Source organism: Dactylosporangium sp. CS-047395 (genome assembly GCF_050942185.1).
Taxonomy (GTDB): Bacteria; Actinomycetota; Actinomycetes; order Mycobacteriales; family Micromonosporaceae; genus Dactylosporangium.
Window position 1 is genome coordinate 1169164 of sequence record NZ_CP192015.1, and the last position, 21576, is coordinate 1190739.

A 21576-nucleotide genomic window follows, 5' to 3' on the forward strand; every position below is an offset into this window, starting at 1 on the left:
AGCACGGGCTGCGCGAATATGCCCCGTGAACTAGCGATTGGTGCGCGAAACTGCCAGACTATGAGCAGTATCGCGCACCAATCGCTAGAAGGGACGCACCGTGACCGAGCAGCCCGGCGCCGGGATGAAGGCCGACATCGCCGAACAGCCGGAGGTGTTCGCGCGCCTGATCGACGAGCGCGCCGGCCAGATCGCCGAGATCGCCACGAAGATCGCCGAGTGGAAGCCGCGCAGCGTGGTGTTCACCGCGCGCGGCACGTCCGACCACGCGGCCCTCTACGCCGCCTACCTCACCGAGATCCGCCTCGGCATCCCGGCCGGGCTGGCCAGCCCGTCGGCCATGACGTTGTACGGCGCCCGCCCCGACCTGCGCGACACGCTCGTCGTCGGGGTCAGCCAGAGCGGCGGCTCGCCCGATCTGCGCGAGGTCCTGCGCATCGCGCGCGAGCAGGGCGCGCACACCCTGGCCGTGACCAACAACGCCGAGTCGCCGCTGGCCCAGGCGGCCGAGCTGCACGTCGACGTCGCCGCCGGGCACGAGGTCGCGGTGGCGGCCACCAAGACCTACACCGCCGAGCTGCTGGCCCTGCTCATGCTCGTGGAGAGCGTGCGCGGCGGCGGCGCCCTGCCGGCCGAGGAGCTCGCCGCGCTGCGCGAGCTGCCCGGGCACGCGGCGGCACTGCTGGCCGACGACACCGCGGTCGACCTCGCCGCGCGGTACCGCTTCGCCGGGCGCCTGGTCACCACCGGCCGCGGGTACGCCTACCCGACCGCCCGCGAGACCGCGCTCAAGCTCATGGAGACCTGCTACCTGGCCGGCCTCTCGTTCTCCGGCGCCGACCTGCTGCACGGCCCCCTGGCCATGACCGACCCCGACGTGCCGGTGCTGGCGGTCGTGGGCAACGGCCCGGCCGGGCAGTCGATGCGCGACGTGGTCACCCGCCTCGGCGAGCGCCGCGCCGACACGGTCGTGTTCGGCCCGGCCGCGGTCGAGGGCGCCTCCGGCTGGGTGCGCACCCCGGACGTCGACGAGCGCTACGCGCCGCTGCTGGACATCCTGCCGCTGCAGCGCCTGGCCCTGTCGCTGGCCCTGCTGCGCGGCGAGAACCCGGACGCGCCGCGCGGGCTCAAGAAGGTGACGTCGACGCTGTAGCGGTCGCGACCGGGATCACCGCGGGCCGGCCCTCGGCCAGGTCCTTGGTCTGGAACGTCAACGCCGGGCGGTCGCCGACCGAGAGCTGGTAGGCCGCCCGGCTGCCCGAGACGTTGCGCGCCTCGAACGCGAAGTTGCAGTCGAAGCTCGTCCCGTCGGGCGCGAGCACCCCGGCGTTCAGCTCGGCCGCGGCGATCGGGTGCCCGCTGCCGTCCGCGATCCGCACGCTGCCGCCCTGGTACACGTCCGGCACCGTCGAGGGCGCCAGGCACGCGCTGCCCGTGATGCCGGCGGCGGCGCCGGCCACGCTGACGTACCCCTGCAACAGGAATCCGTCGGGCTTCGACTTCTCGTCGTGCCGACCGGCCCAACCGCATCCGCCGAGGGAAAAGCCCAGCGAGAGCGCCAACAGCAGGGGAACCAGCAAACGCCGCACCCGGCAACCTTAGTCTTGTTCTCGTGTCCACCCTGCGCGACCTCGTCGAGGAGCACACGAGCCTCGAGCCCGACGACATCGAGCACCTGCACCGGCTGGCCGGTGACTGGCAGATCGTGTCCGACCTCAGCTTCGCCGACCTGCTCATGTGGGTGCCGATCGAGGTGCGCGGCGAGTTCATCTGCGTGGCCCAGGTGCGCCCCACCACGGCGGGCACGGCCTACCAGGACGACCAGGTGGGCCGGATCGCCGGCGGCCCCGAGGTCGCGCACCTGGCCATCGTGCGCCAGCAGGGGCGGATCTGGCGGGAGGGCGACCCCGTCTGGTACGGCGACATGCCCGCCCGCCACGAGGCGATCCCGGTGCGCCGGCGCGGCCACCAGAAGGTCATCGCCGTGCTCGGGCGGGACACCAACCTGAGCACCGCGCGCACCCCGGCCCAGCTGGAGCTCAACTACCTGACCACGGCCGACGACCTGGCCCAGATGATCGCCGACGGCAGCTGGCCGCCGCCCCGGCACCCGGGGGAGACCACCAGCGCGCCGCGCATCGGCGACGGCCTGGTGCGGCTGGATGCCACCGGCAAGGTCACCTACGCCAGCCCGAACGCGCAGTCCGCCTACCGGCGGCTGGGACTCGCCGCCCACCTGGTGGGCGAGAGCCTGGCCGAGACGACCGGCCGGCTGGTCGACGACCCGCTCGAGGGCGCCGACGCGACCGACCGCATCCAGCAGGCCCTGCACGGGGAGGCCCCGGCCCGCAAGGAGCTCGAGGCCCGCGGCGCCACCGTGCTCATGCGCGCGCTGCCGCTCATGCCGGCCGGGGTGCCGATCGGGGCGCTCGTGCTGGTCCGGGACATCACCGAGGTCCGGCGCCGGGACCGGCAGCTGATGACCAAGGACGCGACGATCCGGGAGATCCACCACCGGGTCAAGAACAACCTGCAGACCGTCGCCGCGCTGCTGCGCCTGCAGGCCCGGCGGGTCGGCGTCCCGGCCGCGCGGCACGCGTTGGAGGAGTCGGTACGCCGGGTCGCCTCCATCGCCCTGGTGCACGAGACGCTGTCGATGTCGCCGGAGTCCTCCGACGAGGCGGTGGAGTTCGACGGGATCGTGGACCGGGTGGCGGCGGCCGCGGTGGAGGTCGGCGCGACCGGGTTCAACGTGGCGGTACGCCGGGAGGGCGACTTCGGGGTGCTCCCGGCCGAGATCGCCACCCCGCTGGTCATGGTGCTCAACGAGCTGCTGCAGAACGCCGTCGAGCACGCCTTCGAGCCGGTCGCCCCGGTCGCCCCGGACGCGCCGGTCGCCCCGGTCGCCTCGGATGCGCCGGTCGCCCCGGTCGCCTCGGATGCGCCGGTCGCGCCGGACGCGCCGGAGGTGCCGGTCGCCCCGGACGCGCCCGAGGTGGTGGTCTCGGTGCACCGGTTCCGCAAGCAGCTGCACGTGACCGTGGCCGACAACGGCTGCGGGCTGCCCGAGGGCTTCGACCTGGACTCCAGCGAGCGGCTCGGGCTGCAGATCGTGCGCACCCTGGCGACGGGGGAGCTGCGCGGCACGATCGAGCTTCGGCGGCGGGCCGAGGGGGGCACCGAGGCGGTCATGGTGGTACCGCTGGCCAAGCGGTGAATCCAACCGCACTGTGGGACGAACCCGGTGGCCGGGCGGCCGGACCGCAGTATCTTGCCCCTCAATTCCTACCGGCTGAGTCTTATTCCGGTTACACATCTGTCAAATCGCGTTGAGAGAACCCTCACGTGGGCGTGGCGTAAGGACCGCTCTCCGTGGAAGACTGCACCCTATGCACGCTGCTTCTCTGCGGCTCGTAAGCCGCCGACACGTTGACTACGGTCGCGTGCGCAGCGCCATCTGTCCGGCTTGCTGAACGCCGCCCGCAGAATTTTTCCCGGGTGCGCGACTTCGCGCCGGAATCTCAATGACATCGACGTCATTCGTTCCCCGTCTGATTGGGAACGGTCGGCGCTTGGTCGCGTGCTCTCAATCCTGAGAGGACGCCGACATGTCGGTGAACACTGTCCGCGGTCGTGGTGCGGCCGGAGGCCGTCCCCGCGGTGAGGGGCAGTGGGCCCTGGGGCACCGCGAGCCGCTCAATCCGAACGAGCGCAGCAAGAAGGACGACAACCCGCTCAACGTGCGGGCCCGCATCGAGAACATCTACGCGCACCGCGGCTTCGACTCGATCGACCCCGCCGACCTGCGCGGACGGTTCCGCTGGTACGGGCTCTACACCCAGCGCCGCCCCGGGATCGACGGCGGGCGCACCGCCGTGCTGGAGCCCGAGGAGCTCGACGACCGCTACTTCATGCTGCGCATCCGCAGCGACGGCGGCCAGCTCTCGCTCGCCCAGCTGCGCGCGATCGCCTCGATCTCGCAGCGCTTCGCCCGCGACACCGCCGACGTCACCGACCGGCAGAACATCCAGCTGCACTGGATCGAGATCGAGAACGTGCCGACCATCTGGCAGGAGCTCGAGGCGGTCGGCCTGTCCACCATGGAGGCCTGCGGCGACAGCCCGCGGGTGATCCTGGGCAGCCCCATCGCGGGCGTGGCCGAGGCCGAGGTGCTCGACCCGACCGAGGCGATCACCGAGATCAACCGGCGCTTCATCGGCGACCCGGAGCTGTCCAACCTGCCGCGCAAGTTCAAGTCCTCGATCTCGTGGCTGCCCGACACCCCGTACGAGGCCAACGACATCTCGTTCGTGGGCGTGATCCACCCGGAGCACGGCCCCGGCTTCGACCTCTGGGTCGGCGGCGGGCTGTCCACCAACCCGATGCTCGCGGTGCGGCTCGGCGTGTGGGTGCCGCTGCACGAGCTGGCCGACGTCTGGCACGGCGTGATCAAGATCTTCCGCGACTACGGCTACCGCCGGCTGCGCAGCCGCGCCCGGCTGAAGTTCCTGGTCGCGGACTGGGGTGCGGACCAGTTCCGGCAGATCCTGGAGAACGAGTACCTCGGCCGCCGCCTGATCGACGGGCCGGCGCCGGACCTGCCGGAGAAGCCGGTCGACCACGTCGGCGTGCACAAGCAGTGGGACGGCAAGTTCTACGTGGGTGCCGCCCCGATCGCCGGGCGCAGTTCCGGCACCCAGCTGGGCGAGGTGGCCGACCTGGCCGAACAGTTCGGATCGGATCGGGTGCGGCTCACGCCGTACCAGAAGATCCTGGTCCTGGACATCGCCGAGGACGACACCGACCCGCTGGTCGAGGGCCTGGCCAAGGTCGGCCTGGAGGCCCGCCCGTCGCCGTGGCGGCGCAGCACGATGGCCTGCACCGGCATCGAGTTCTGCAAGCTGGCGATCGTCGAGACCAAGGCCCGCGCGGCGGAGCTCATCGAGCACCTCGAGCACAAGGTCGCGGAGCTCGACGCCGACATCTCGATCCATCTGAACGGCTGCCCGAACGCGTGCGCCCGCACCCAGGTCGCCGACATCGGGCTCAAGGGCATGCTCGTCCGCGACGACAACGGCGACATGGTCGAGGGCTTCCAGATCCACCTCGGTGGCGGCCTGGGCATGGCCGCCGGGCAGACGGCCGGCTTCGGCCGGAAGCTGCGCGGCCTCAAGACCACCGCCGCCGCCCTGCCCGAGTACGTCGAGCGGGTCGCCAACCACTACCTGGCCGGGCGCGAGTCCGGCGAGTCCTTCGCCCGCTGGGTCATGCGCGCTCCGGAAGAGGAGCTGCGATGAGCGAGCGAATGGCCCCGCTGTACTGCCCGTACTGCGGAGAAGAGGACCTCCGTCCACACGAGGACGCGCATGGCGCATGGGAGTGCCGCAGCTGCGCGCGCGTCTTCTCACTGAAGTTCCTGGGACTGGCGGCGAACGCTTTGGAGGCGAAGCGATGAGCAGCACGACCGTGGCCCGCACCGCGCAGGAGTCCATCGAGCTGGCGACCGGCGCGTCGGCGCGCCTGGAGGGCCAGACCGCCGAGAAGATCGTCGAGTGGGCGGCCGGCCAGTTCGGCGAGCGGTTCTGTGTGACCAGCTCGTTCGCCGACGCCGTGCTCGCGCACGTGGTGTCGAAGGTGGTGCCCGGCGTGCCGGTCGTCTTCCTCGACACCGGCCTGCACTTCGCCGAGACGCTGCGGGTACGCGAGGTCGTCCAGCGCACCCTGCCGGTGACCGTGCGCTCGATCCGGCCCCGCCAGACCGTCGCCGAGCAGGACGCCGAGTTCGGGCCGCGGCTCTACGCCCGCGACCCCGACGAGTGCTGCTTCCTGCGCAAGGTCGAGCCGCTGGAGCGGGCCCTGGAGGACTACGACGCGTGGGCCGCGGGCCTGCGCCGGGACGAGTCGCCGAGCCGCGCCAACACGCCGATCGTGAGCTTCGAGCGGGCCCGCGGCAAGTTCAAGGTCGCCCCGCTGGCGCTGTGGACGCAGGCCGACGTGGACCAGTACATCTCCCGCTACAACGTGCCCGTGAACGCGCTCATGCGGCAGGGGTACGCCTCGGTCGGCTGCTGGCCGTGCACGCGCCGCACGCCTCCGGGCGGCGACCCGCGCAGCGGGCGCTGGGCCGCGTTCGACAAGACCGAGTGCGGGCTGCACACCTCCGGATGACCGCTGTCCTGCTCGTGGCCCACGGGTCCGCGGACCCACGGGCGGCCGCGGCCACTCGCGCCCTGGCGCGGGCGGTCGCGGCCCAACGGCCCGGCCTGGACGTGCGCTGCGCGTTCCTGGACCACGCCGGTCCGCGCCCCGGCGAGCAGCTGGCGGCGTTCGCGGCGCTGGGCCATCGGGCCGCCGTCGTCGTGCCGCTGCTGCTCACCAACGCCTTCCACGGCCGCTTCGACCTGCCCGCCGTGCTGGACCGGGCCCGGGCCGCGGGCCTGGACCTCGACGTGACCACGACCGACGTGCTCGGCGCCGGGACGCCCGCGCTGCTGCTCTCGGCCCTGCGCCGGCTGCTGCCCCCGGTGCCCTTCGACGGCGTCCTGCTCGCCGCCGCCGGCACCCGCGACGACCTGGCCCGCCACTCCGTCGACCAGGCGGCCGCGGCCCTGGGCGCCGCGCTGGGTGTGCCGTGCACGCCCGCCTACGCCTCGGCCTCGCCGATCACCGGCGCCGCCGCGGTGGCGACCCTGCGCGCCCGGGGCTGCGAGCGGATCGCCGTCTCCTCGTACTTCCTCGCCCCCGGCAAGCTGCACGACCTCGTGATCGCCTCGGCGGTCGGGGCCGGCGCGCTGGAGCCGGTCGCACCGCCGCTGTGCGCGCACGTCGACGTCGCCCGTCTGGTGGTGTCCCGGATCGGGGATTTCGCGCTGCTACGGGCCGCCTAGACCGTCCAGTGGCGCGTTGCGGTTACCGTTGACGGATGATGACATGCCCCAAGTGCCGTGGCGAGATGCGCCAGTTCGAGCGCAGTGGTGTCACCGTCGACCAATGCCTGGAGTGCCGGGGGATCTTCCTGGACCGCGGTGAGCTGGAGCGGCTGGTCGATGCGGAGCAGGCCTGGCAGGGCCGCCACCAGCAACAGCAGCCGTCCCACGGTGGCTATCCGCAGCAGCCCTATCAGCAGCCGTACCCGCAGACGCATGGCGCATACGGCGGTGGATACGGGCATTACGGCCACCACAAGAAGCACCGCCGGCACCACCGTGAGAGTTTCTTCGGAGAGTTGTTCGACTGACGGTCGCCGAATGCATACAACAACGCCCCGGCCGAATCGGCCGGGGCGTTCGCTGTCTAGGTGCGTATTGGAATTGAGGCTCAGGCAGAGTGAGCGCGGACCCGCAGGCCACCGCGACGCTTCATCAGGCGACGCTCGTCTTCGCTCATTCCGCCCCAGACACCTGCGTCCTGACCGGAGTCGAGGGCCCACTGGAGGCACTCGGAGGTCACGGAGCAGCGCTGGCAGACCGCCTTCGCCTGCTCAACCTGCAGCAGCGCCGGACCGGAAGTCCCAATGGGGAAGAACAGCTCCGGGTCCTCGTCGCGGCAGAGGGCATGGTGGCGCCAGTCCGACATGGCGGCAACACTCCTTGTTTTTTCGCGGATCGTTGTTGGTGATTCCCGTTATGCATCTCATGTAACGGTTCGGCTAGGCGGAGCCTGAAGATCCGTTGCATGTGTGCGGGCAACGCTCAGTGGTCGTTTCGCTTGTGAATGCTTTCACGAACTACCGCGATGTCAAGGGGTCCAAACCAAAAAAATCCAAGTCGGTGAGCAAGCTCACGCACTGTTTGTCCGATTTTATGGCGACTGGTGACCCTGGATCGCAACAGTCAGTGACCAATGTAGTACGGTTCGGTCAACGACCGGAGGGCTTTCGGAGATGCGGCCGCGGTGTCTCTGTCGCGACTCTCTGCAACTTTCTCCCCCTTCGGTGGTCGATCGCCGGGGGTGACTCAACACACTACGCGCAAGGCCCCCGGCACCGACGCGAAATCCAACTTGTCGACCTCGCCGAGGTACTCCCCGTCCACCTGATAGGCGATCGGTTTGGCGGCGGTCAGGCTGAAGCCCGGCAAATCGTGCAGCCGGAGCACCTGCTTGCCTTTCGGCACCCGGTTCTCCGACACCAGCTGCGCGACGGTGCGCGCGGTGCTGGCGACCTGCAGCTCCCGCAGGCCCAGCACGTCCAGCCCGGTGTCGAACGAGGCGCGCGGATTGGGACTGACCCGCCGCTCGCCGATGAACGTCCACGGTGCCGTGTTCTGCACCAGCATCCACGTTAGCCCGCTTGTGGCCGGTTCGCCGGGTAACTGCATCGTGAGGAGCGGCACGCGGCGATTCGTGGCCACGAATTGCGCCATGAACGCGCGGAAATACAGCAGCGGCGTGGACGTCGAGCCCTTGTGCCGGGCCTGGTCGACGCGGCGCACGACCTCGGCGTCGATGCCGAGCCCGGCGCAGAACGTGAAATACCGGTCGTCGGCCCGGCCCAGCCCGATCAGCCGCTCGCGCCGGTCGCGCAGCGCCTCCAGGATCGCGCCGGTGCCCTCGGCCCAGTCACTGGGCAGCCCGAGCGCGCGGGCGAAGACGTTGGTGGAGCCGCCGGGCACGACCGCGAGCGCCGGGCGGTCCTGGGCGCGGTTCGCGGCGGCGCCGCCGTCGAAGGTCATCAGGCCGTTGACGGCCTCGTTGACGGTGCCGTCACCGCCGAGCGTGACGACGAGGTCCATCCCGTCCCGGGCCGCGTCGCGGGCGAGATCGGCGGCGTGCCCGCGCCGGGCCGTGTAGGCCACATCGAGGTCGACCTGGCTGCGCAGGGCCCGCACCAGGATGTCCCGGCCGCGCTGGGTGGTGGTCGTCGCGTTCGGGTTGACCACCAGGAGGGCTCGCACGGGTCGCACTGTACCCGCTTCCGTGCACGATAAGGTTGGGCCCGTGAGGATGTCGTGAGCAGGAGGGACACGCAGGTGAGCGGGGCGGAGACTGTTCCCGATCGAACCCCGGCGACGTTGCGCTGGGCCGTGCGGCTCCTGCTCGTCGAGGGGGCCGGCCTGGCGCTCGTGACGCTCTGGCTGGTGTACCTCGACCTGACCGCCGACGCCGCCTCGGCCCCCGGCGCGGTCGCGGTGACCGTGTACCTCGCGCTGATGACCGTGTGCTTCCTCGGCTTCGGCTACGCCCTGCACCGCCGGCGGCGCTGGGCCCGCGGCCCCGGGATCGTGGTCACGATGCTGCAGATGCCGCTCGGGCTGACGATGGCGCAGAGCGGGTTGCCGTATCTCGGCGTGCCCCTGTTCGTGCTCGGGCTGACCGGCGCCGTGCTGCTGTTCGCGCCCGCCACCCGCATCGCTCTCGGTGTTCGTTAGATCGGTTGCGATAGGGCAAACGCTCGTTCTCCGGACGCCTGATTCGTCTGGTGGACAGAAATTTGTATCGCACAGGTGGTCCGATATCTCAGAGTGACCGATCCGCAAACGGTTTCAGTGCTCTACGCTCGGTTGTCGTGACGGTCGCTCCCGCCTATCAGGTCCTTGCCGAGCGCATCCGCGACGACATCATGTCCGGGCAGCTGCGCCCCGGTGAGCGCCTGCCCACCGAGCCGCAACTGTGCGAGCAGTCCGGCCTGTCGCGCTCGACGGTGCGCGAGGCCCTGCGCCTGCTGAGCAGCCAGCACCTGATCGTGACCATGCGCGGGGTCAACGGCGGCAGCTTCGTGGCCGAGCCCGACGCGTCCGCCCTGGGCGAGACCCTCTCCGACGGGGTCGGCCTGCTGCTGGCCAGCGGGGCCGTGACCGGCGAGGACTTCCTCGAGGTACGCCGGATGCTCGAGGTGCCGGCGGCCGGCCTGGCCGCCGCCCGGCGCGAGCCGCACCACCTGGCCGAGCTCGAACGGGCGATGTTCGACCCGGAGCAGGACGACCTGGCCCGGCGCATCGAGGCGCACGCCGCCTTCCACCTGGCCGTCGCCGCGGCCACCGGAAACTCGCTGCTCGGCCTGGTCGTGCGGCCGTTGTACAGCCTGGCCAACCGCGAGGCGGTCGAACGGGTGTCGCCGCCGCCGTTCTGGCGCGCGGTCGACCGCGATCACCGCGAGCTGCTGGAGGCGATCCGCGCCCAGGACGTCGCCCGCGCGATGGAGCTGGCCCGGGCCCACATCGACAACATCCGCCCGGCCGAACAGCTGGCCGAGGTGATCGCGCTCTAGAAGGCCTCGGCAGGGCAGGGCAGGCAGGGCCTAGGTGGGGCGGCGCTTCGTCAGGCGGATGCCCGCCTGGTGGGCGTCGACCGTGGCCGAGACCTCGTCGGCCAGGGCGCTGAGCACCTGCCACGCGAAGGACTCGCCGCCGGGCAGATGTTCGTCGGGGGAGCCCAGCGGCACGGTCGTGTAGACCGTGAGCGCGTCACTCGTGACGGTGAAGCGGCAGGACAGCTCGACCGTGTCGCCCAGTTGGGGGGTGTCCGCGGCCACCGCGAGCAGCATCGCGCAGGCCTCGTCGACCGCGATGCGCAGGTCCTCGATCTCGTCCAGGGTGAACTGCAGGCGCGCGGCCAGACCGGCCGTCGCCGTGCGCAGCACGCCGAGATATGCGGGCGATGCCGGCACGGCCAGCAGCACCACGTCGTCGCCGTCGGCGCCGGACCTTTTTCGAACGACCTGCGTCACGCTGTGACCCCCTCGCCCGCGACTCTACGACGTCGGCGCACCCGCCGACGCGGCGAGTGCTTCCAGCGGTGCGCCGGACAGACGGTACGGCACCCATTCGCTCTTCGGCTCGGCCCCGAGGTGCTCGTAGAACTGCCGGGCCGGGTTCCAGTCCAGCACGCCCCACTCCAGGCGGCGGTACCCGTGCGCGACGCAGACCGCGGCCAGGGCGGCCAGCAGGGCCTTGCCCGTCCCGCGGCCCCGCGCGGCCGGCCGCACGTAGAGGTCCTCGAGATACACGCCGTGCACGCCCTCCCAGGTGGAGTACGTGAGGAACCACAGCGCCATCCCCGCCGGTGCGCCGTCGACCACCGCGACGTGACAGAACACCGCGGGTGAAGGACCGAAGAGCGCGGCCCGCAGTTGTACCTCGCTGAGGTGGCATAGGTCGCGCGCACGCTCGAAGTCGGCGAGCTCGTAGACCATCTCCACGAGCGCCGGGACGTCGTCCGGTTCGGCGGGGCGGATCATTCGTCTCCTTGAAAGCACGACCCCCACCCCGCGGGCGCGGGATGGGGGAGGGCCGATGGTTGCGCTCAGGCCTGCTTGGTCTCCCAGAAGATCTTCGCGATCTCGTCGATCTTCGCGAGCAGCTGCTCGGCGACGGCCGGGTCGGTCTTGCCCTTGGCCCCGGACGCGCCCGCGAGCTTCGTGGCCTCGTTGAACAGGCCGTGCAGCTGCGGGTACTTCTCGAAGTGGTTCGGCTTGAAGTAGTCGGTCCACAGCACCCACAGGTGGTGCTTGACGAGCTCGGCCCGCTGCTCCTTGATGATGAGGGCCCGGGTGCGGAACTCCGGGTCCTCGTTGGCCTGGTACTTCTCGGAGATTGCCTTGACGGACTCGGCCTCGATTCGGGCCTGCGCCGGGTCGTAGACACCACACGGCAGGTCGCAGTGGGCGCTCACCACAGTGCGCGGGGTGAAAAGCCGCGACAGTCGCATCGAACCCTCCAGGGTGATTTGCGATGATCCTCAGTAGCTGACCCTACTCCTATCCACGTTCGGGGATTTCATGCGCCTGCCGTGGTTTGCGGCACTCGTATCCGGCCCCTCGATGGTGCCGACGCTGCGCTCCGGGGACCGGATTCTGGTGCGGCGCACGGGATCCGCGCGCCCCGGCGACGTGGTGGTCGCGGCATTTCGCAGCCGGCCCGGCCTGCTCGTGGTCAAGCGGGTCGAACGGGCCGACGGCGACGGCTGGTGGGTGGTCGGCGACAACCCGTTCGGCAGCGACGATTCCGCGCGCTACGGCCGCGCCGACATCGTCGGCCGTGTGACATTTCGCTGGTGGCCACAACCGGTGCGCCTGAAGCGCGTCCCACGCTAAGGTGAGGCGGATACGGGCGACCCCCGGCCGCACAGCCGCACATTCTTTCGCGCTTTCACCCGCGCCGCGCGTCCTTCCTGTATCAAAGCCGTGGCAAAGGAGCCCCCGTGCTTACATCCGTGTCCAATTCCGTCTCAGATCCCGTCTTCGAGCTGCATACCGGCGGCAAGCTCGCGGTGCAGTCGACGGTCCCGCTGGCCACTCGCGAGGACCTCTCCCTGGCCTACACCCCCGGCGTGGCCCGCGTCTGCGAGGCGATCGCCGCGGACGAGTCGCTCGTGCACTCCCTCACCTGGGTCGGCAAGGCCGTGGCCGTCGTGACCGACGGCTCCGCGGTGCTCGGCCTGGGCAACATCGGCCCGCGCGCGGCGATGCCGGTGATGGAGGGCAAGGCGGTGCTGTTCAAGCAGTTCGGCGGCGTGGACGCGGTGCCGATCTGCCTGGACACCCAGGACCCGGACGAGATCGTGCGGATCGTGACCGCGCTGGCGCCGTCCTTCGGGGGGATCAACCTCGAGGACATCTCGGCGCCGCGCTGCTTCGACATCGAGCGGCGGCTGGAGGAGACGCTGCCGATCCCGGTCTTCCACGACGACCAGCACGGCACCGCGATCGTGGTGCTGGCCGCCCTGCGCAACGCCTGCAAGGTGCTCGGCCGCGGCCTGGGCGACCTGCGGATCGTGGTCAGCGGCGCGGGCGCGGCGGGCGTCGCGGTGACCCGCATGCTGATCCGCGGCGGCGCGGACGCGGGCGAGATCGTGGTGCTGGACTCGCGCGGCTGCCTGCACGGCGGGCGCGGCGACCTCAACCCGGCCAAGGCCGCCCTGGCCGCGGAGACCAACGCCGGCGGGGTGACGGGCGACATCGCCTCCGCCCTGCGCGGCGCCGACGTGCTCATCGGCGTCTCCGGCGGCACCATCGGCGAGGCCGCGCTGGCCGGGATGGCTCCCGACGGCGCCATCTTCGCCCTGGCCAACCCGACGCCCGAGGTGCACCCGGAGATCGCCGCGCGCTACGCCGGCGTGGTCGCCACCGGCCGCAGCGACTTCCCGAACCAGATCAACAACGTGCTGGCCTTCCCCGGCATCTTCCGCGGCGCGCTGGACTCCGGCGCGACCCGGATCAGCGACGGCATGAAGGTGGCGGCGGCCGAGGCGATCGCGGCCGTGCTCAGCCCCGGCGAGCTCGCGCCCGACACCATCGTGCCGAGCGCCCTCGACCCGCGCGTGGCCCCGGCCGTGGCGGCCGCGGTCGCCGACGCCGCCCGCCGCGACGGCGTCATCCGTTAACGAGGATTAAGGTCACGGATATGCGTGCCGCATTCGCAACTGCGTTCAACGATGCCGACCCGCTCTCCGTGCTCGAGATCGGCGATGCTCCGGAGCCGGCGCCCAAGGACGACTGGGCCGTGGTGGAGGTGCGCGCGAGCGCCCTCAACCACCACGACCTCTGGTCGCTGCGCGGCGTCGGCCTCCGCGAGGAGCAGCTGCCGATGATCCTCGGCTGCGACGCCGCCGGCATCGGCCCGGACGGCGCCGAGGTCGTCGTCTACCCGGTGGTCTACACCGACAAGGGCGACTTCACGATCCTGTCCGAGTACTTCCCGGGCACGGTCGCGGAGCGGGTCACGGTCCCGGCGTACAACCTGGTCCCGAAGCCCGCCGAGCTCACCTTCGCCGAGGCGGCCTGCCTGCCCACGGCCTGGCTGACCGCCTACCGCATGCTCACCACCAAGGGCCGGCTGGAGCCCGGCGGCGCGGTGCTGATCCAGGGCGCGGGCGGCGGCGTGGCCACGGCGGCCGTGCTGCTCGGCAACGCCCTGGGCGCCCGGGTGTACGCCACGAGCCGCGACGCCGCCAAGCGCGAGCGGATCGAGGCGCTGGGTGCGAAGGCGTTCGAGCCCGGCGCCCGGCTGCCCGAGCGCGTGGACGTGGTCATCGAGACGGTCGGCGAGGCGACCTTCGACCACTCGATGAAGTCGGCCAAGATGGGCGGCCGGATCGTCGTCTCCGGCGCCACCAGCGGCCACCTTCCGCAGGTGAACCTGCGCCGGGTGTTCGCGCTGCAGCTGGAGATCCTGGGCACCAGCATGGGCACGCCGGAGGAGCTGGCCGACCTGATGGCGCTGCTCACCCGCACCGGCATCCGCCCGCTGATCGACTCGGTGGTGCCGTTCTCGGACGCGCGCAAGGCCTTCGAGCTGCTGCACTCCGGCGACGTCTTCGGCAAGGTCGTGCTCGACCACACCGCCTGAGCGGCTCAGACCCCGGCCGTGTCCGGCACGGCCGGGGTGGTCTCGGGTGTGGCACGGCGGGTCAGCAGCCGGCGCAGCGCCACCCCGAGGCCGATGAGCACCAGGCCGAGCAGGAAGAACGCCACTGTGAAGCCGAGCGAGGTCTCGGTGACGCCGAGCGCGCCCAGCTTGTTCACGTCGATGAACGGGTACGTGTACTCGTGCACGAAGGCCCCGCGGATCATCGCGAAGACCAGGTAGGCCAGCGGGTACCCGAGCCACGCGGCCGCGTACCACCAGCGCACCCGCTCCCGCTCGACCAGCAGCCAGGTGACCGCGGCCAGGATCGGCACGGCCGAGTGCAGCAGCAGGTTGTGCACCGTGTGCGCGCCGTCGTCCTTCTGGTAGAACGGGCTGGACGGGTTGGCCAGCAGCGTGTGGTACACGATCCCGGTGATGCAGCTGTAGAGCGTCGCGGCCCCCCGGATCCACGCCGGGACCGGCCGGAACACCGCCACCGCCGAGACCGCGGCGATGATGACCGCGCTCTGCACGGTGAAGTACACGAAGGACGAGGGGTCGCCGTCGTTCCAGATGAGCAGCGCCACGATCCCGCCCACGGCGCACACGGCGGTCAGCGCCCGGAACACGACTGTCATGCGCGGAAGGTAGCCGGAATTCGCCCCCGGTGGAAGCGGTCGTTCGGCAACCCCGCTCGTACCGTTGGTGCCATGCGCCCGCGCAAGCTCGCCGCCGCCACGCTCGCCGCCGTGCTCGCCGGTGCCGTCGTGTCCGGCTGCTCGACGGACCAGGCCCCGGCCCGCCGTGTCGCCGCCTCCCCCTCGGCGGCGCCGACGATGCAGGGTGCGCTGGCCGCGGTCCAGCTGCCGCCGCCCCTGGCGCTTCCGCCCACGGGGCTGGCGGTGTCGTCGCAGCAGATGACGTACACCCGCGAAGGACGAACGCTCCGGACGGTCGTCTGGTCCCCGGATCGCGCCGGTCGCTACCCCGCGGTCGTGTTCAGCCACGGCCTCAACGGCACCCCGGAGTCCTTCGCGCCGCTGCTGCAGACCTGGGCGGCGGCCGGGTTCGTGGTGATCGCCCCGGCGTACCCGAACACCACCAAGGGCGCGCCCAGCTTCGACGTGTACGACGTGCTGAACCAGCCCCTCGACGCCAAGTACGTGCTCGGCCAGGTGCTGGCCGGCCCGCTGGGCAAGCGCATCGACTCGACCCGGCTGGCCGCGGCGGGCCACTCGGCCGGCGCCATCACCACGGTCGGGCTGTTCACGGCCGCCCGCGACCCGCGCCTGCGCGCCGGGGTGGTCCTGGCCGGCAGCGGCCTCGGCGTCGGTACCGACTTCCAGGGCACCCCGGCCGCCCTGTTCTTCGTCCACGGCGACGCCGACCCGCTGGTCACCTACGAGAGCGGCAAGGCCACCTACGACCTGGTCCCGTGGGCCAAGGCGATGCTGACCATCCCCGGCGGCAACCACAACGACCCCTACCTGCGGCCGTCCAGCGCCTCGTTCCAGACGGTCGCCAAGAGCACCGTGCAGTTCCTGCGCCTGGAGCTGTACGGCGACGCCAAGGCCCGGTCCTCGCTGGCACCTACTACGGAGCTCGACTCGCACCTGTAGCGATTGACGGGACGGCTTAGCCCGACCGGGGGAGAGTGCCCACGATCCGACACTGGACGGGGGCTGCTGGTCAGGGCCGCGTCGGTAATGTGTCCGCCATGCCCGATGAGCGCATCGACCCCAGTCAGAACACGCAGGCGTTCCAGGCCTGGGTGGACAACAACAATCAGCGCGCGCCCGAGCCCGCCAGGTCCAGGACCCCGCTCTGGGTCGGGGTCGGCGTGGCGGTCGCCGTGGTCGTCGTCGTGGTGCTGTTCGTCGCGCTCGGCTGAGCCTCGGGGTAGATCCCCGAGGACTCGAAGTGCGTGAAGCCGGCCAGCGTGGCGTCGCTCGTCAGGCGCGTCCGGGACACGTCGTCGCCGTTGAGGGCGAAGTCCAGGAAGTCCAGCAGCGTGGCCAGCACCTGCACGTGGCCGCGCTCGGGGTCGTTGGTGCCGGCGCCGTGCTCGCCGCCCTCGATGGTCAGGAAGGCCTTGGGCCACGGGTCCTTGCCGTACGACTCGCGGCCCTGGCTGTAGGCGACCACCGGGTCCTTGTCCCCGTGCACGAACAGCATCGGCACCGGGGAGCCCTTGTAGGCCGCGGTCGGGCGGCCCGCGAAGATGACGCCGACCTTGAGGCGCGGGTCGCGCTTGCCGGTGAAGAGCCAGTTCGTGGTGGTACCGCCGCCCGAGTGCCCGATCGCGCCGAGCCGGTCCGGGTCGATGCTGCCGGCCAGCGGGTTGCCCGCCTTCATCAGCTCGGTGATCACGTACGAGGCGTCGACGGCCTGGTTGGGCACGTCGGTCTTGTCGAACTTCGGCCCGTCCTTCTTGGTGAACGGGTACGCCGGGGCGGCGACGATGTATCCGGACTCGGCCAGGAACTTCGTCATGCCCTCCTGCATCTCCGGGTTGCTGTAGAAGCCGTGGCTCCACAGGATCAGCGGAAACTCCCCGGGCAGCGGCGTCGCGTCGACCTGCACGCGGCCGCGGGTCTGGCGGGCCGAGCCGCGCACCGGATACCACACCGTCGTCGGCAGCGGCCGGTTCTTGCCGCGGGCGAACGTGAAGTGCCGGACGCCGACGGCATGCGGCAGCTTGGCGCTGGTGTCGACGGCGGCGGCGCCGGCCGGAGTGGTGAAGGGCGTCCCGCTGTCGTCACTGCCGGACGCGGCAAAAGCGCCGCCCAGGATCAGCAGGGCGGCGGTCAGGAGCGACACGGTTGCGGTTCGGGTGCGACGCGGGGGCACGTGAGAAATGTAAGGGCGAAGTGTGGTACCCCCATATCGCCCGACTGGGGACATTCGATTGGCTTGCCGGACTACACCAGGATGTCATTGGATGACCCATTTGAACGACATCGCTACCCTCCCCCTCGCATAGGTGAAGCGAAATGCGCAGATAGTCCAAATTGGGATCCGCACCGGCCCACGCATTGCTACCCGTCGGACACGGTGCGCTCTTGAGGGGGCGTGGGTGGAGCGGAGCTCCCCCACTGTTCTTCAGGACATCCAAGGGTCCAGCCCCGCCGCCCGTAAGACCATCGGCCGCGCCTAGTCGTCACCTTCATCATCGAGCCGGGCCAGGTAGACCGCCAGTCGCTCGATCGGGGTCTCGAACTCCGGGTTCATGTCGACGAAGTCGCGCAGGCGCTCGGCCAGCCATTCGAGCGTGACCTCGTCCTCGCCGCGGCGCTGGGCCAGCTCCTCGATGCCGCGATCGGTGAAGTACATGGGACAAGCCTCCAGAAAGAAAGAACGGGGGCACGGCGGCGAACCGTCGTGCCCCCGGAAGTACGACCGATGTCAGCGCTTCGGCAGGGCCGCCTCGATCAGCGCCTGCTGCTCGGCGTCGTGGAGCTTGGTCGAGCCGACGGCCGGTGCCGCGGCGGCCGGGCGGGAGATCCGCCGGAGGCCGACGCCCTGGAGCTGCTCCAGCAGGTTGAGCGCGATGAACGACCAGGCGCCCTGGTTGGCCGGCTCCTCCTGGACCCAGGCGAAGTCCTCGGCGTTCGGGTACTGCTCCAGCGCCGCCGTGAGCTCCTCGATCGGCATCGGGTAGAGCTGCTCGACGCGGATGATCGCGGTGTCGGTGATGCCGCGGTCGGCGCGCGCCTGCAGCAGGTCGTAGAAGACCTTGCCCGAGCAGAGCAGGACCCGCTTGATGCCGGCCGGGTCGAGCGCGGTGCCCTTCACGCCCGGGTCGCCCAGGACGGTCTGGAAGGTGCCGGTGGTGAAGTCCTCGACGCCCGACACGCACAGCCGGTGCCGCAGCAGCGACTTGGGCGTGAAGACCACGAGCGGCTTCTTCTTCGGCGAGAGGGCCTGGCGGCGCAGCAGGTGGAAGTGGTTCGCCGGGGTGGTCGGCACCGCCACGCGCATGTTGTCCTCGGCGCACAGCTGCAGGTAACGCTCGAGGCGCCCGGAGGTGTGGTCCGGACCCTGGCCCTCGTGCGAGTGCGGCAGGAGCAGCGTGACCGAGGCCAGCTGGCCCCACTTGACCTCGCCGGAGGAGATGAACTCGTCGACGATCGACTGGGCGCCGTTGACGAAGTCGCCGAACTGCGCCTCCCACATGACCAGCGCGTCGGGGTTCTCCACGGAGTACCCGTATTCGAAGCCCATCGCCGCGAACTCCGACAGCAGCGAGTCGTAGACGAAGAGCTTCGCGTTGTCCTTCATCAGCGAGGACACCGGCAGGTAGTCGGTGCCGGTCTCGGCGTCGACGATCGCCGCGTGGCGCTGCACGAACGTGCCGCGCCGCGAGTCCTGGCCGGAGAGGCGGACCGTGACGCCGTCGTGGACCAGCGAGCCGAACGCGATGATCTCGCTGAAGCCCCAGTCGATGTCGCCCTCGACGGCCATCTTGGCCCGCCGGTCGAGCAGCTGCTGGACCCGCTTGTGCGGGGTGAAGCCGTCGGGCAGCTTCACGTGCGCCTCGCCGATCGCGTGCAGGACCGACTCGTCGATCTTGGTCTCGACCACGGGCTCCGCCTCCGGCTCGCGCAGCCGGGTCAGCCGTGCGGCGGGGGAGGAGGAGGCGTCCCGGGTCGCCTTGAACACCGTCTCGAGCTGCTCGTGGTAGTCCTTGAGCAGCGCCTCGGCCTCGGTGATCGGGATGTCGCCGCGGCCGATGAGCTCCTCGGTGTAGATCTTCCGGACCGAGCGCTTCTGGTCGATGATCGCGTACATCAGCGGGTTGGTCATCGAGGGGTCGTCGCCCTCGTTGTGCCCGCGCCGGCGGTAGCAGACCAGGTCGATCACGACGTCCTTGTTGAACGCCTGGCGGTACTCGAACGCGAGCCGCGCCACCCGCACGACGGCCTCGGGGTCGTCGCCGTTCACGTGGAAGATCGGCGCCTGGATCATGCGCGCCACGTCGGTCGAGTAGAGCGAGGAGCGCGAGTACTCCGGGGCGGTGGTGAAGCCGACCTGGTTGTTGACCACGACGTGGACCGTGCCGCCGGTGCGGTAGCCGCGCAGCTGCGAGAGGTTCAGCGTCTCGGCCACCACGCCCTGGCCCGCGAAGGCCGCGTCGCCGTGGATGAGCAGCGGCAGGACCGTGTAGCCCTCGAGCTTGAGGTCGATCTTGTCCTGCTTGGCCCGCACGATGCCCTCGAGGACCGGGTTCACGGCCTCCAGGTGCGACGGGTTGGCCACCACCGAGACGGTGGTCGCGTGCTCGCCGTCCGGGTGCGTGTACTTGCCGGTCATGCCCAGGTGGTACTTCACGTCGCCCGAGCCGTGCGCCGACTTGAGGTCCAGGTGGCCCTCGAACTCGGAGAAGATCTTCTCGTACGGCTTGCCGACGATGTTGGCCAGCACGTTGAGCCGGCCGCGGTGGGCCATGCCGATGACGACCTCGTCGAGCTCGCCCTCGGCGGAGTTCTGCAGGATCTCGTCGAGCAGCGGGATCAGCGACTCGCCGCCCTCCAGCGAGAACCGGCGCTGGCCGACGTACTTGGTCTGCAGGAAGGTCTCGAACGCCTCGGCCGCGTTGAGCCGGTTGAGGATGTGCTTCTGCTCCTCGGTGCCCGGCTTCTCGTACGGCTTCTCGACCCGCTCGGCGATCCAGCGCCGCTCCTCCGGGTCCATGATGTGCATGTACTCCACGCCGACCCGGCGGCAGTACGAGTCGCGCAGCACGCCGAGCACGGCCCGCAGCTTCATCTTCTGCTTGCCGGAGAAGCCGCCGACCGGGAAGACGCGGTCGAGGTCCCACAGGGTCAGCCCGTGCTCGAGGACGTCGAGGTCCGGGTGGCGGCGGATGCGGAACTCCAGCGGGTCGGTGTCGGCCATGAGGTGGCCGCGCACCCGGTACGCGTGGATGAGCTCGACGACCCGGGCCGCCTTGTCGATCTGGCCCTCGGAGGTGCGGGCCACGTCGCGGACCCAGCGCACCGGCTCGTAGGGGATGCGCAGCGCGGTGAAGATCTGGTCGTAGAAGCCGTGCTCGCCGAGCAGCAGCTCGTGCATGACCTTGAGGAACTCGCCGGACTGGGCGCCCTGGATGATCCGGTGGTCGTAGGTGCTGGTCAGCGTGATGATCTTGCTGATGCCCAGCTCGGCGAGGGTCTCGTCGGACATGCCGGCATACGGCGCCGGGTATTCCATCGCGCCGACGCCGATGATCGCGCCCTGGCCGGTCATCAGCCGCGGCATCGAGTGCACGGTGCCGATGCCGCCCGGGTTGGTCAGCGAGACCGTCGTGCCGGAGTAGTCGTCCATGGTCAGCTCGTTGCGCCGGGCGCGGCGGACGATGTCCTCGTAGGCGGACCAGAACTGCCGGAAGTCCATCGCCTCGGCGCCCTTGATGCTGGGCACCACCAGCGAGCGGGACCCGTCCGGCTTGGCCAGGTCGATCGCGATGCCGAGGTTGACGTGCTCGGGCTCGACCAGGGTCGGCTTGTTCTCGACCTCGGCGAAGCTGTTGTTCATCTCCGGGTGCACGGCCAGCGCCCGGACCAGCGCGTATCCGATCAGGTGGGTGAACGACACCTTCCCGCCGCGGCCGCGGGCGAGATGGTTGTTGATCACGATCCGGTTGTCGGAGAGCAGCTTGGCCGGCACGGCGCGCACGCTCGTGGCGGTCGGCACCTCCAGCGAGGCGTCCATGTTCTGCACGATGCGGGCGGCGACACCACGCAGCGTGACGTGCTTGGCGCCGCCGGCGGGGGCCGGGGTGTCCTTGGTCGGCGCGGGCTTGCTGGCGGGGACGGCCTTCTTCTCGACCTTCTCGACCGGCTTCGCGGCGGGCTTCTCAGCGGGCTTCTCAGCCGGCTTCTCAGCGGGCTTCTCGGCGGGCTTGGCGGGCGCGGCCTTCGCGGGCGCGGCGGCGGCCGGGGTGGTCGCGGCGGCCGGGGTCGCAGCCGGGGTGGCGGCCTCGTCGGGGGCCGGCTTGTAGTCCGCGAAGAAGTCGTGCCACGCGGAGTCCACGCTGGCCGGGTCGGCGAGGTAGCGCTGGTACATGTCCTCGACGATCCACTCGTTCGGGCCAAATCCCGCCAGCGGATTCTCCTGCGAGTTGGTCGCTTGGGTCGACACGGCTCTTGATCGCCTCTTCCAAACGCGAGTTGCCAGTGGTTACGGATGTCCGGTCCTTTAGGCTACGCGCTGCCTAACGCTCGTTCGTCGCCGACGCCGCCGGAGTGACCATGTAGACGACCGGTCCGGCTCCTCACCCTTACAACTG

At 70.8% G+C, this 21576-nt stretch carries 22 protein-coding genes; 12 read left to right on the plus strand and 10 right to left on the minus strand.

The features are described 5' to 3' along the window. The first annotated feature begins 124 nt into the window (after positions 1 to 124). Positions 125 to 1153, plus strand: a complete 1029-nt coding sequence (locus ACQP00_RS05395; protein WP_433223715.1) for an SIS domain-containing protein — start codon at positions 125 to 127, stop codon at positions 1151 to 1153. Here ACQP00_RS05395 and ACQP00_RS05400 read toward each other — a convergent pair. Then, a complete protein-coding gene (locus tag ACQP00_RS05400; RefSeq protein WP_433215185.1) occupies positions 1128 to 1589 on the minus strand; it encodes a hypothetical protein in 462 nt (153 codons plus the stop codon). The two genes, ACQP00_RS05395 and ACQP00_RS05400, sit on opposite strands and share 26 nt — an antisense overlap. 23 nt (positions 1590 to 1612) lie before the next feature. Here ACQP00_RS05400 and ACQP00_RS05405 point away from each other — a divergent pair, with 23 nt between their 5' ends. From ACQP00_RS05405 to ACQP00_RS05425, 5 genes are all read left to right on the plus strand, one after another. Continuing rightward, positions 1613 to 3217, plus strand: a complete 1605-nt coding sequence (locus ACQP00_RS05405; protein ID WP_433215188.1) for a sensor histidine kinase — start codon at positions 1613 to 1615, stop codon at positions 3215 to 3217. Between the two features lie 391 nt (positions 3218 to 3608). Continuing rightward, positions 3609 to 5297 (plus strand): nitrite/sulfite reductase, encoded by a 1689-nt coding sequence (locus tag ACQP00_RS05410; protein ID WP_433215191.1) that lies wholly within the window; start codon positions 3609 to 3611, stop codon positions 5295 to 5297. Between the two features lie 154 nt (positions 5298 to 5451). Beyond that, positions 5452 to 6168 (plus strand): phosphoadenylyl-sulfate reductase, encoded by a 717-nt coding sequence (locus ACQP00_RS05415; protein ID WP_433215194.1) that lies wholly within the window; start codon positions 5452 to 5454, stop codon positions 6166 to 6168. Continuing rightward, positions 6165 to 6887, plus strand: coding sequence for a sirohydrochlorin chelatase (locus ACQP00_RS05420; RefSeq protein WP_433215197.1), 723 nt, complete (start codon positions 6165 to 6167; stop codon positions 6885 to 6887). Before ACQP00_RS05415 ends, ACQP00_RS05420 begins: the two co-directional genes overlap by 4 nt. A 65-nt stretch (positions 6888 to 6952) precedes the next feature. Continuing rightward, entirely contained in the window at positions 6953 to 7237 is a 285-nt protein-coding gene (locus tag ACQP00_RS05425) for a zf-TFIIB domain-containing protein (protein ID WP_433215200.1), read from the plus strand. An 80-nt stretch (positions 7238 to 7317) separates the two neighbouring features. Here ACQP00_RS05425 and ACQP00_RS05430 read toward each other — a convergent pair whose 3' ends face one another. Next, on the minus strand, positions 7318 to 7575 hold the full coding sequence (locus tag ACQP00_RS05430) for a WhiB family transcriptional regulator (protein WP_190257048.1): 258 nt from the start codon (positions 7573 to 7575) through the stop codon (positions 7318 to 7320). Positions 7576 to 7955: 380 nt separating this feature from the next. Beyond that, the gene (locus tag ACQP00_RS05435) at positions 7956 to 8894 is read right to left on the minus strand and encodes a diacylglycerol/lipid kinase family protein (protein WP_433215203.1); all 939 of its coding nucleotides are present in this window, start codon (positions 8892 to 8894) and stop codon (positions 7956 to 7958) included. 75 nt (positions 8895 to 8969) lie between these two features. On the opposite strand from ACQP00_RS05435, the gene ACQP00_RS05440 reads away from it, so the two are divergent. Together ACQP00_RS05440 and ACQP00_RS05445 are read left to right on the plus strand one after the other, a co-directional pair. Then, a complete protein-coding gene (locus tag ACQP00_RS05440; protein WP_433215206.1) occupies positions 8970 to 9368 on the plus strand; it encodes a hypothetical protein in 399 nt (132 codons plus the stop codon). Positions 9369 to 9505: 137 nt separating this feature from the next. After that, the gene (locus ACQP00_RS05445; RefSeq protein WP_433215209.1) at positions 9506 to 10207 is read left to right on the plus strand and encodes a FadR/GntR family transcriptional regulator; all 702 of its coding nucleotides are present in this window, start codon (positions 9506 to 9508) and stop codon (positions 10205 to 10207) included. A 30-nt stretch (positions 10208 to 10237) separates the two neighbouring features. Here the strand turns inward: ACQP00_RS05445 and ACQP00_RS05450 are convergent, their stop codons facing one another. The 3 genes from ACQP00_RS05450 to sodN all read right to left on the minus strand — a co-directional run bounded on the left by ACQP00_RS05450 (position 10238) and on the right by sodN (position 11646). After that, positions 10238 to 10666: an ATP-binding protein gene (locus tag ACQP00_RS05450; RefSeq protein ID WP_433056765.1), complete on the minus strand. Its 429-nt coding sequence runs from the start codon at positions 10664 to 10666 to the stop codon at positions 10238 to 10240. A 24-nt stretch (positions 10667 to 10690) separates the two neighbouring features. Continuing rightward, complete coding sequence (locus ACQP00_RS05455; protein ID WP_433215212.1) at positions 10691 to 11176, minus strand: N-acetyltransferase family protein; 486 nt, start codon at positions 11174 to 11176, stop codon at positions 10691 to 10693. A gap of 65 nt (positions 11177 to 11241) precedes the next feature. Further along, complete coding sequence (gene sodN, locus ACQP00_RS05460) at positions 11242 to 11646, minus strand: superoxide dismutase, Ni (RefSeq protein WP_433215215.1); 405 nt, start codon at positions 11644 to 11646, stop codon at positions 11242 to 11244. Between the two features lie 70 nt (positions 11647 to 11716). Here sodN and ACQP00_RS05465 point away from each other — a divergent pair, with 70 nt between their 5' ends. From ACQP00_RS05465 to ACQP00_RS05475, 3 genes are all read left to right on the plus strand, one after another. After that, positions 11717 to 12031, plus strand: a complete 315-nt coding sequence (locus ACQP00_RS05465) for a S24/S26 family peptidase (RefSeq protein WP_433215218.1) — start codon at positions 11717 to 11719, stop codon at positions 12029 to 12031. A gap of 107 nt (positions 12032 to 12138) precedes the next feature. Then, positions 12139 to 13320 carry an NAD(P)-dependent malic enzyme gene (locus tag ACQP00_RS05470; protein ID WP_433215221.1) on the plus strand — a complete coding sequence of 394 codons (1182 nt, stop codon included), beginning with the start codon at positions 12139 to 12141 and terminating at the stop codon, positions 13318 to 13320. Between the two features lie 20 nt (positions 13321 to 13340). Beyond that, positions 13341 to 14285 (plus strand): zinc-binding dehydrogenase, encoded by a 945-nt coding sequence (locus tag ACQP00_RS05475; protein WP_433215224.1) that lies wholly within the window; start codon positions 13341 to 13343, stop codon positions 14283 to 14285. Between the two features lie 5 nt (positions 14286 to 14290). Here the strand turns inward: ACQP00_RS05475 and ACQP00_RS05480 are convergent, their stop codons facing one another. Further along, positions 14291 to 14923 carry a Pr6Pr family membrane protein gene (locus ACQP00_RS05480; RefSeq protein ID WP_433215227.1) on the minus strand — a complete coding sequence of 211 codons (633 nt, stop codon included), beginning with the start codon at positions 14921 to 14923 and terminating at the stop codon, positions 14291 to 14293. Positions 14924 to 14995: 72 nt separating this feature from the next. Between ACQP00_RS05480 and ACQP00_RS05485 the strand changes: the two genes are divergently transcribed. Then, the gene (locus tag ACQP00_RS05485) at positions 14996 to 15904 is read left to right on the plus strand and encodes an alpha/beta hydrolase family protein (RefSeq protein ID WP_433215230.1); all 909 of its coding nucleotides are present in this window, start codon (positions 14996 to 14998) and stop codon (positions 15902 to 15904) included. Between the two features lie 166 nt (positions 15905 to 16070). On the opposite strand, the gene ACQP00_RS05490 is transcribed toward ACQP00_RS05485, so the two are convergent. The 3 genes from ACQP00_RS05490 to ACQP00_RS05500 form a co-directional block, all read right to left on the minus strand. Then, positions 16071 to 17135 carry an alpha/beta hydrolase family protein gene (locus ACQP00_RS05490; RefSeq protein ID WP_433215233.1) on the minus strand — a complete coding sequence of 355 codons (1065 nt, stop codon included), beginning with the start codon at positions 17133 to 17135 and terminating at the stop codon, positions 16071 to 16073. A gap of 303 nt (positions 17136 to 17438) precedes the next feature. Then, entirely contained in the window at positions 17439 to 17618 is a 180-nt protein-coding gene (locus ACQP00_RS05495) for a DUF6104 family protein (RefSeq protein WP_433215236.1), read from the minus strand. Positions 17619 to 17690: 72 nt separating this feature from the next. Beyond that, positions 17691 to 21428, minus strand: coding sequence for a multifunctional oxoglutarate decarboxylase/oxoglutarate dehydrogenase thiamine pyrophosphate-binding subunit/dihydrolipoyllysine-residue succinyltransferase subunit (locus ACQP00_RS05500; protein ID WP_433215239.1), 3738 nt, complete (start codon positions 21426 to 21428; stop codon positions 17691 to 17693). Positions 21429 to 21576: the final 148 nt, after the last annotated feature.

Bases quoted from the DNA above. Each gene is read 5' to 3' on its own strand.
- ACQP00_RS05455 (WP_433215212.1), bottom strand. From the start codon at position 11,176: ATGATCCGCCCCGCCGAACCGGACGACGTCCCGGCGCTCGTGGAGATG.
- sodN (WP_433215215.1), bottom strand. From the start codon at position 11,646: ATGCGACTGTCGCGGCTTTTCACCCCGCGCACTGTGGTGAGCGCCCAC.
- ACQP00_RS05465 (WP_433215218.1), top strand. From the start codon at position 11,717: ATGCGCCTGCCGTGGTTTGCGGCACTCGTATCCGGCCCCTCGATGGTG.
- ACQP00_RS05410 (WP_433215191.1), top strand. From the start codon at position 3,609: ATGTCGGTGAACACTGTCCGCGGTCGTGGTGCGGCCGGAGGCCGTCCC.
- ACQP00_RS05430 (WP_190257048.1), bottom strand. From the start codon at position 7,575: ATGTCGGACTGGCGCCACCATGCCCTCTGCCGCGACGAGGACCCGGAG.
- ACQP00_RS05425 (WP_433215200.1), top strand. From the start codon at position 6,953: ATGCGCCAGTTCGAGCGCAGTGGTGTCACCGTCGACCAATGCCTGGAG.
- ACQP00_RS05495 (WP_433215236.1), bottom strand. From the start codon at position 17,618: ATGTACTTCACCGATCGCGGCATCGAGGAGCTGGCCCAGCGCCGCGGC.
- ACQP00_RS05475 (WP_433215224.1), top strand. From the start codon at position 13,341: ATGCGTGCCGCATTCGCAACTGCGTTCAACGATGCCGACCCGCTCTCC.
- ACQP00_RS05485 (WP_433215230.1), top strand. From the start codon at position 14,996: ATGCGCCCGCGCAAGCTCGCCGCCGCCACGCTCGCCGCCGTGCTCGCC.
- ACQP00_RS05395 (WP_433223715.1), top strand. From the start codon at position 125: ATGAAGGCCGACATCGCCGAACAGCCGGAGGTGTTCGCGCGCCTGATC.
- ACQP00_RS05415 (WP_433215194.1), top strand. From the start codon at position 5,452: ATGAGCAGCACGACCGTGGCCCGCACCGCGCAGGAGTCCATCGAGCTG.
- ACQP00_RS05420 (WP_433215197.1), top strand. From the start codon at position 6,165: ATGACCGCTGTCCTGCTCGTGGCCCACGGGTCCGCGGACCCACGGGCG.
- ACQP00_RS05480 (WP_433215227.1), bottom strand. From the start codon at position 14,923: ATGACAGTCGTGTTCCGGGCGCTGACCGCCGTGTGCGCCGTGGGCGGG.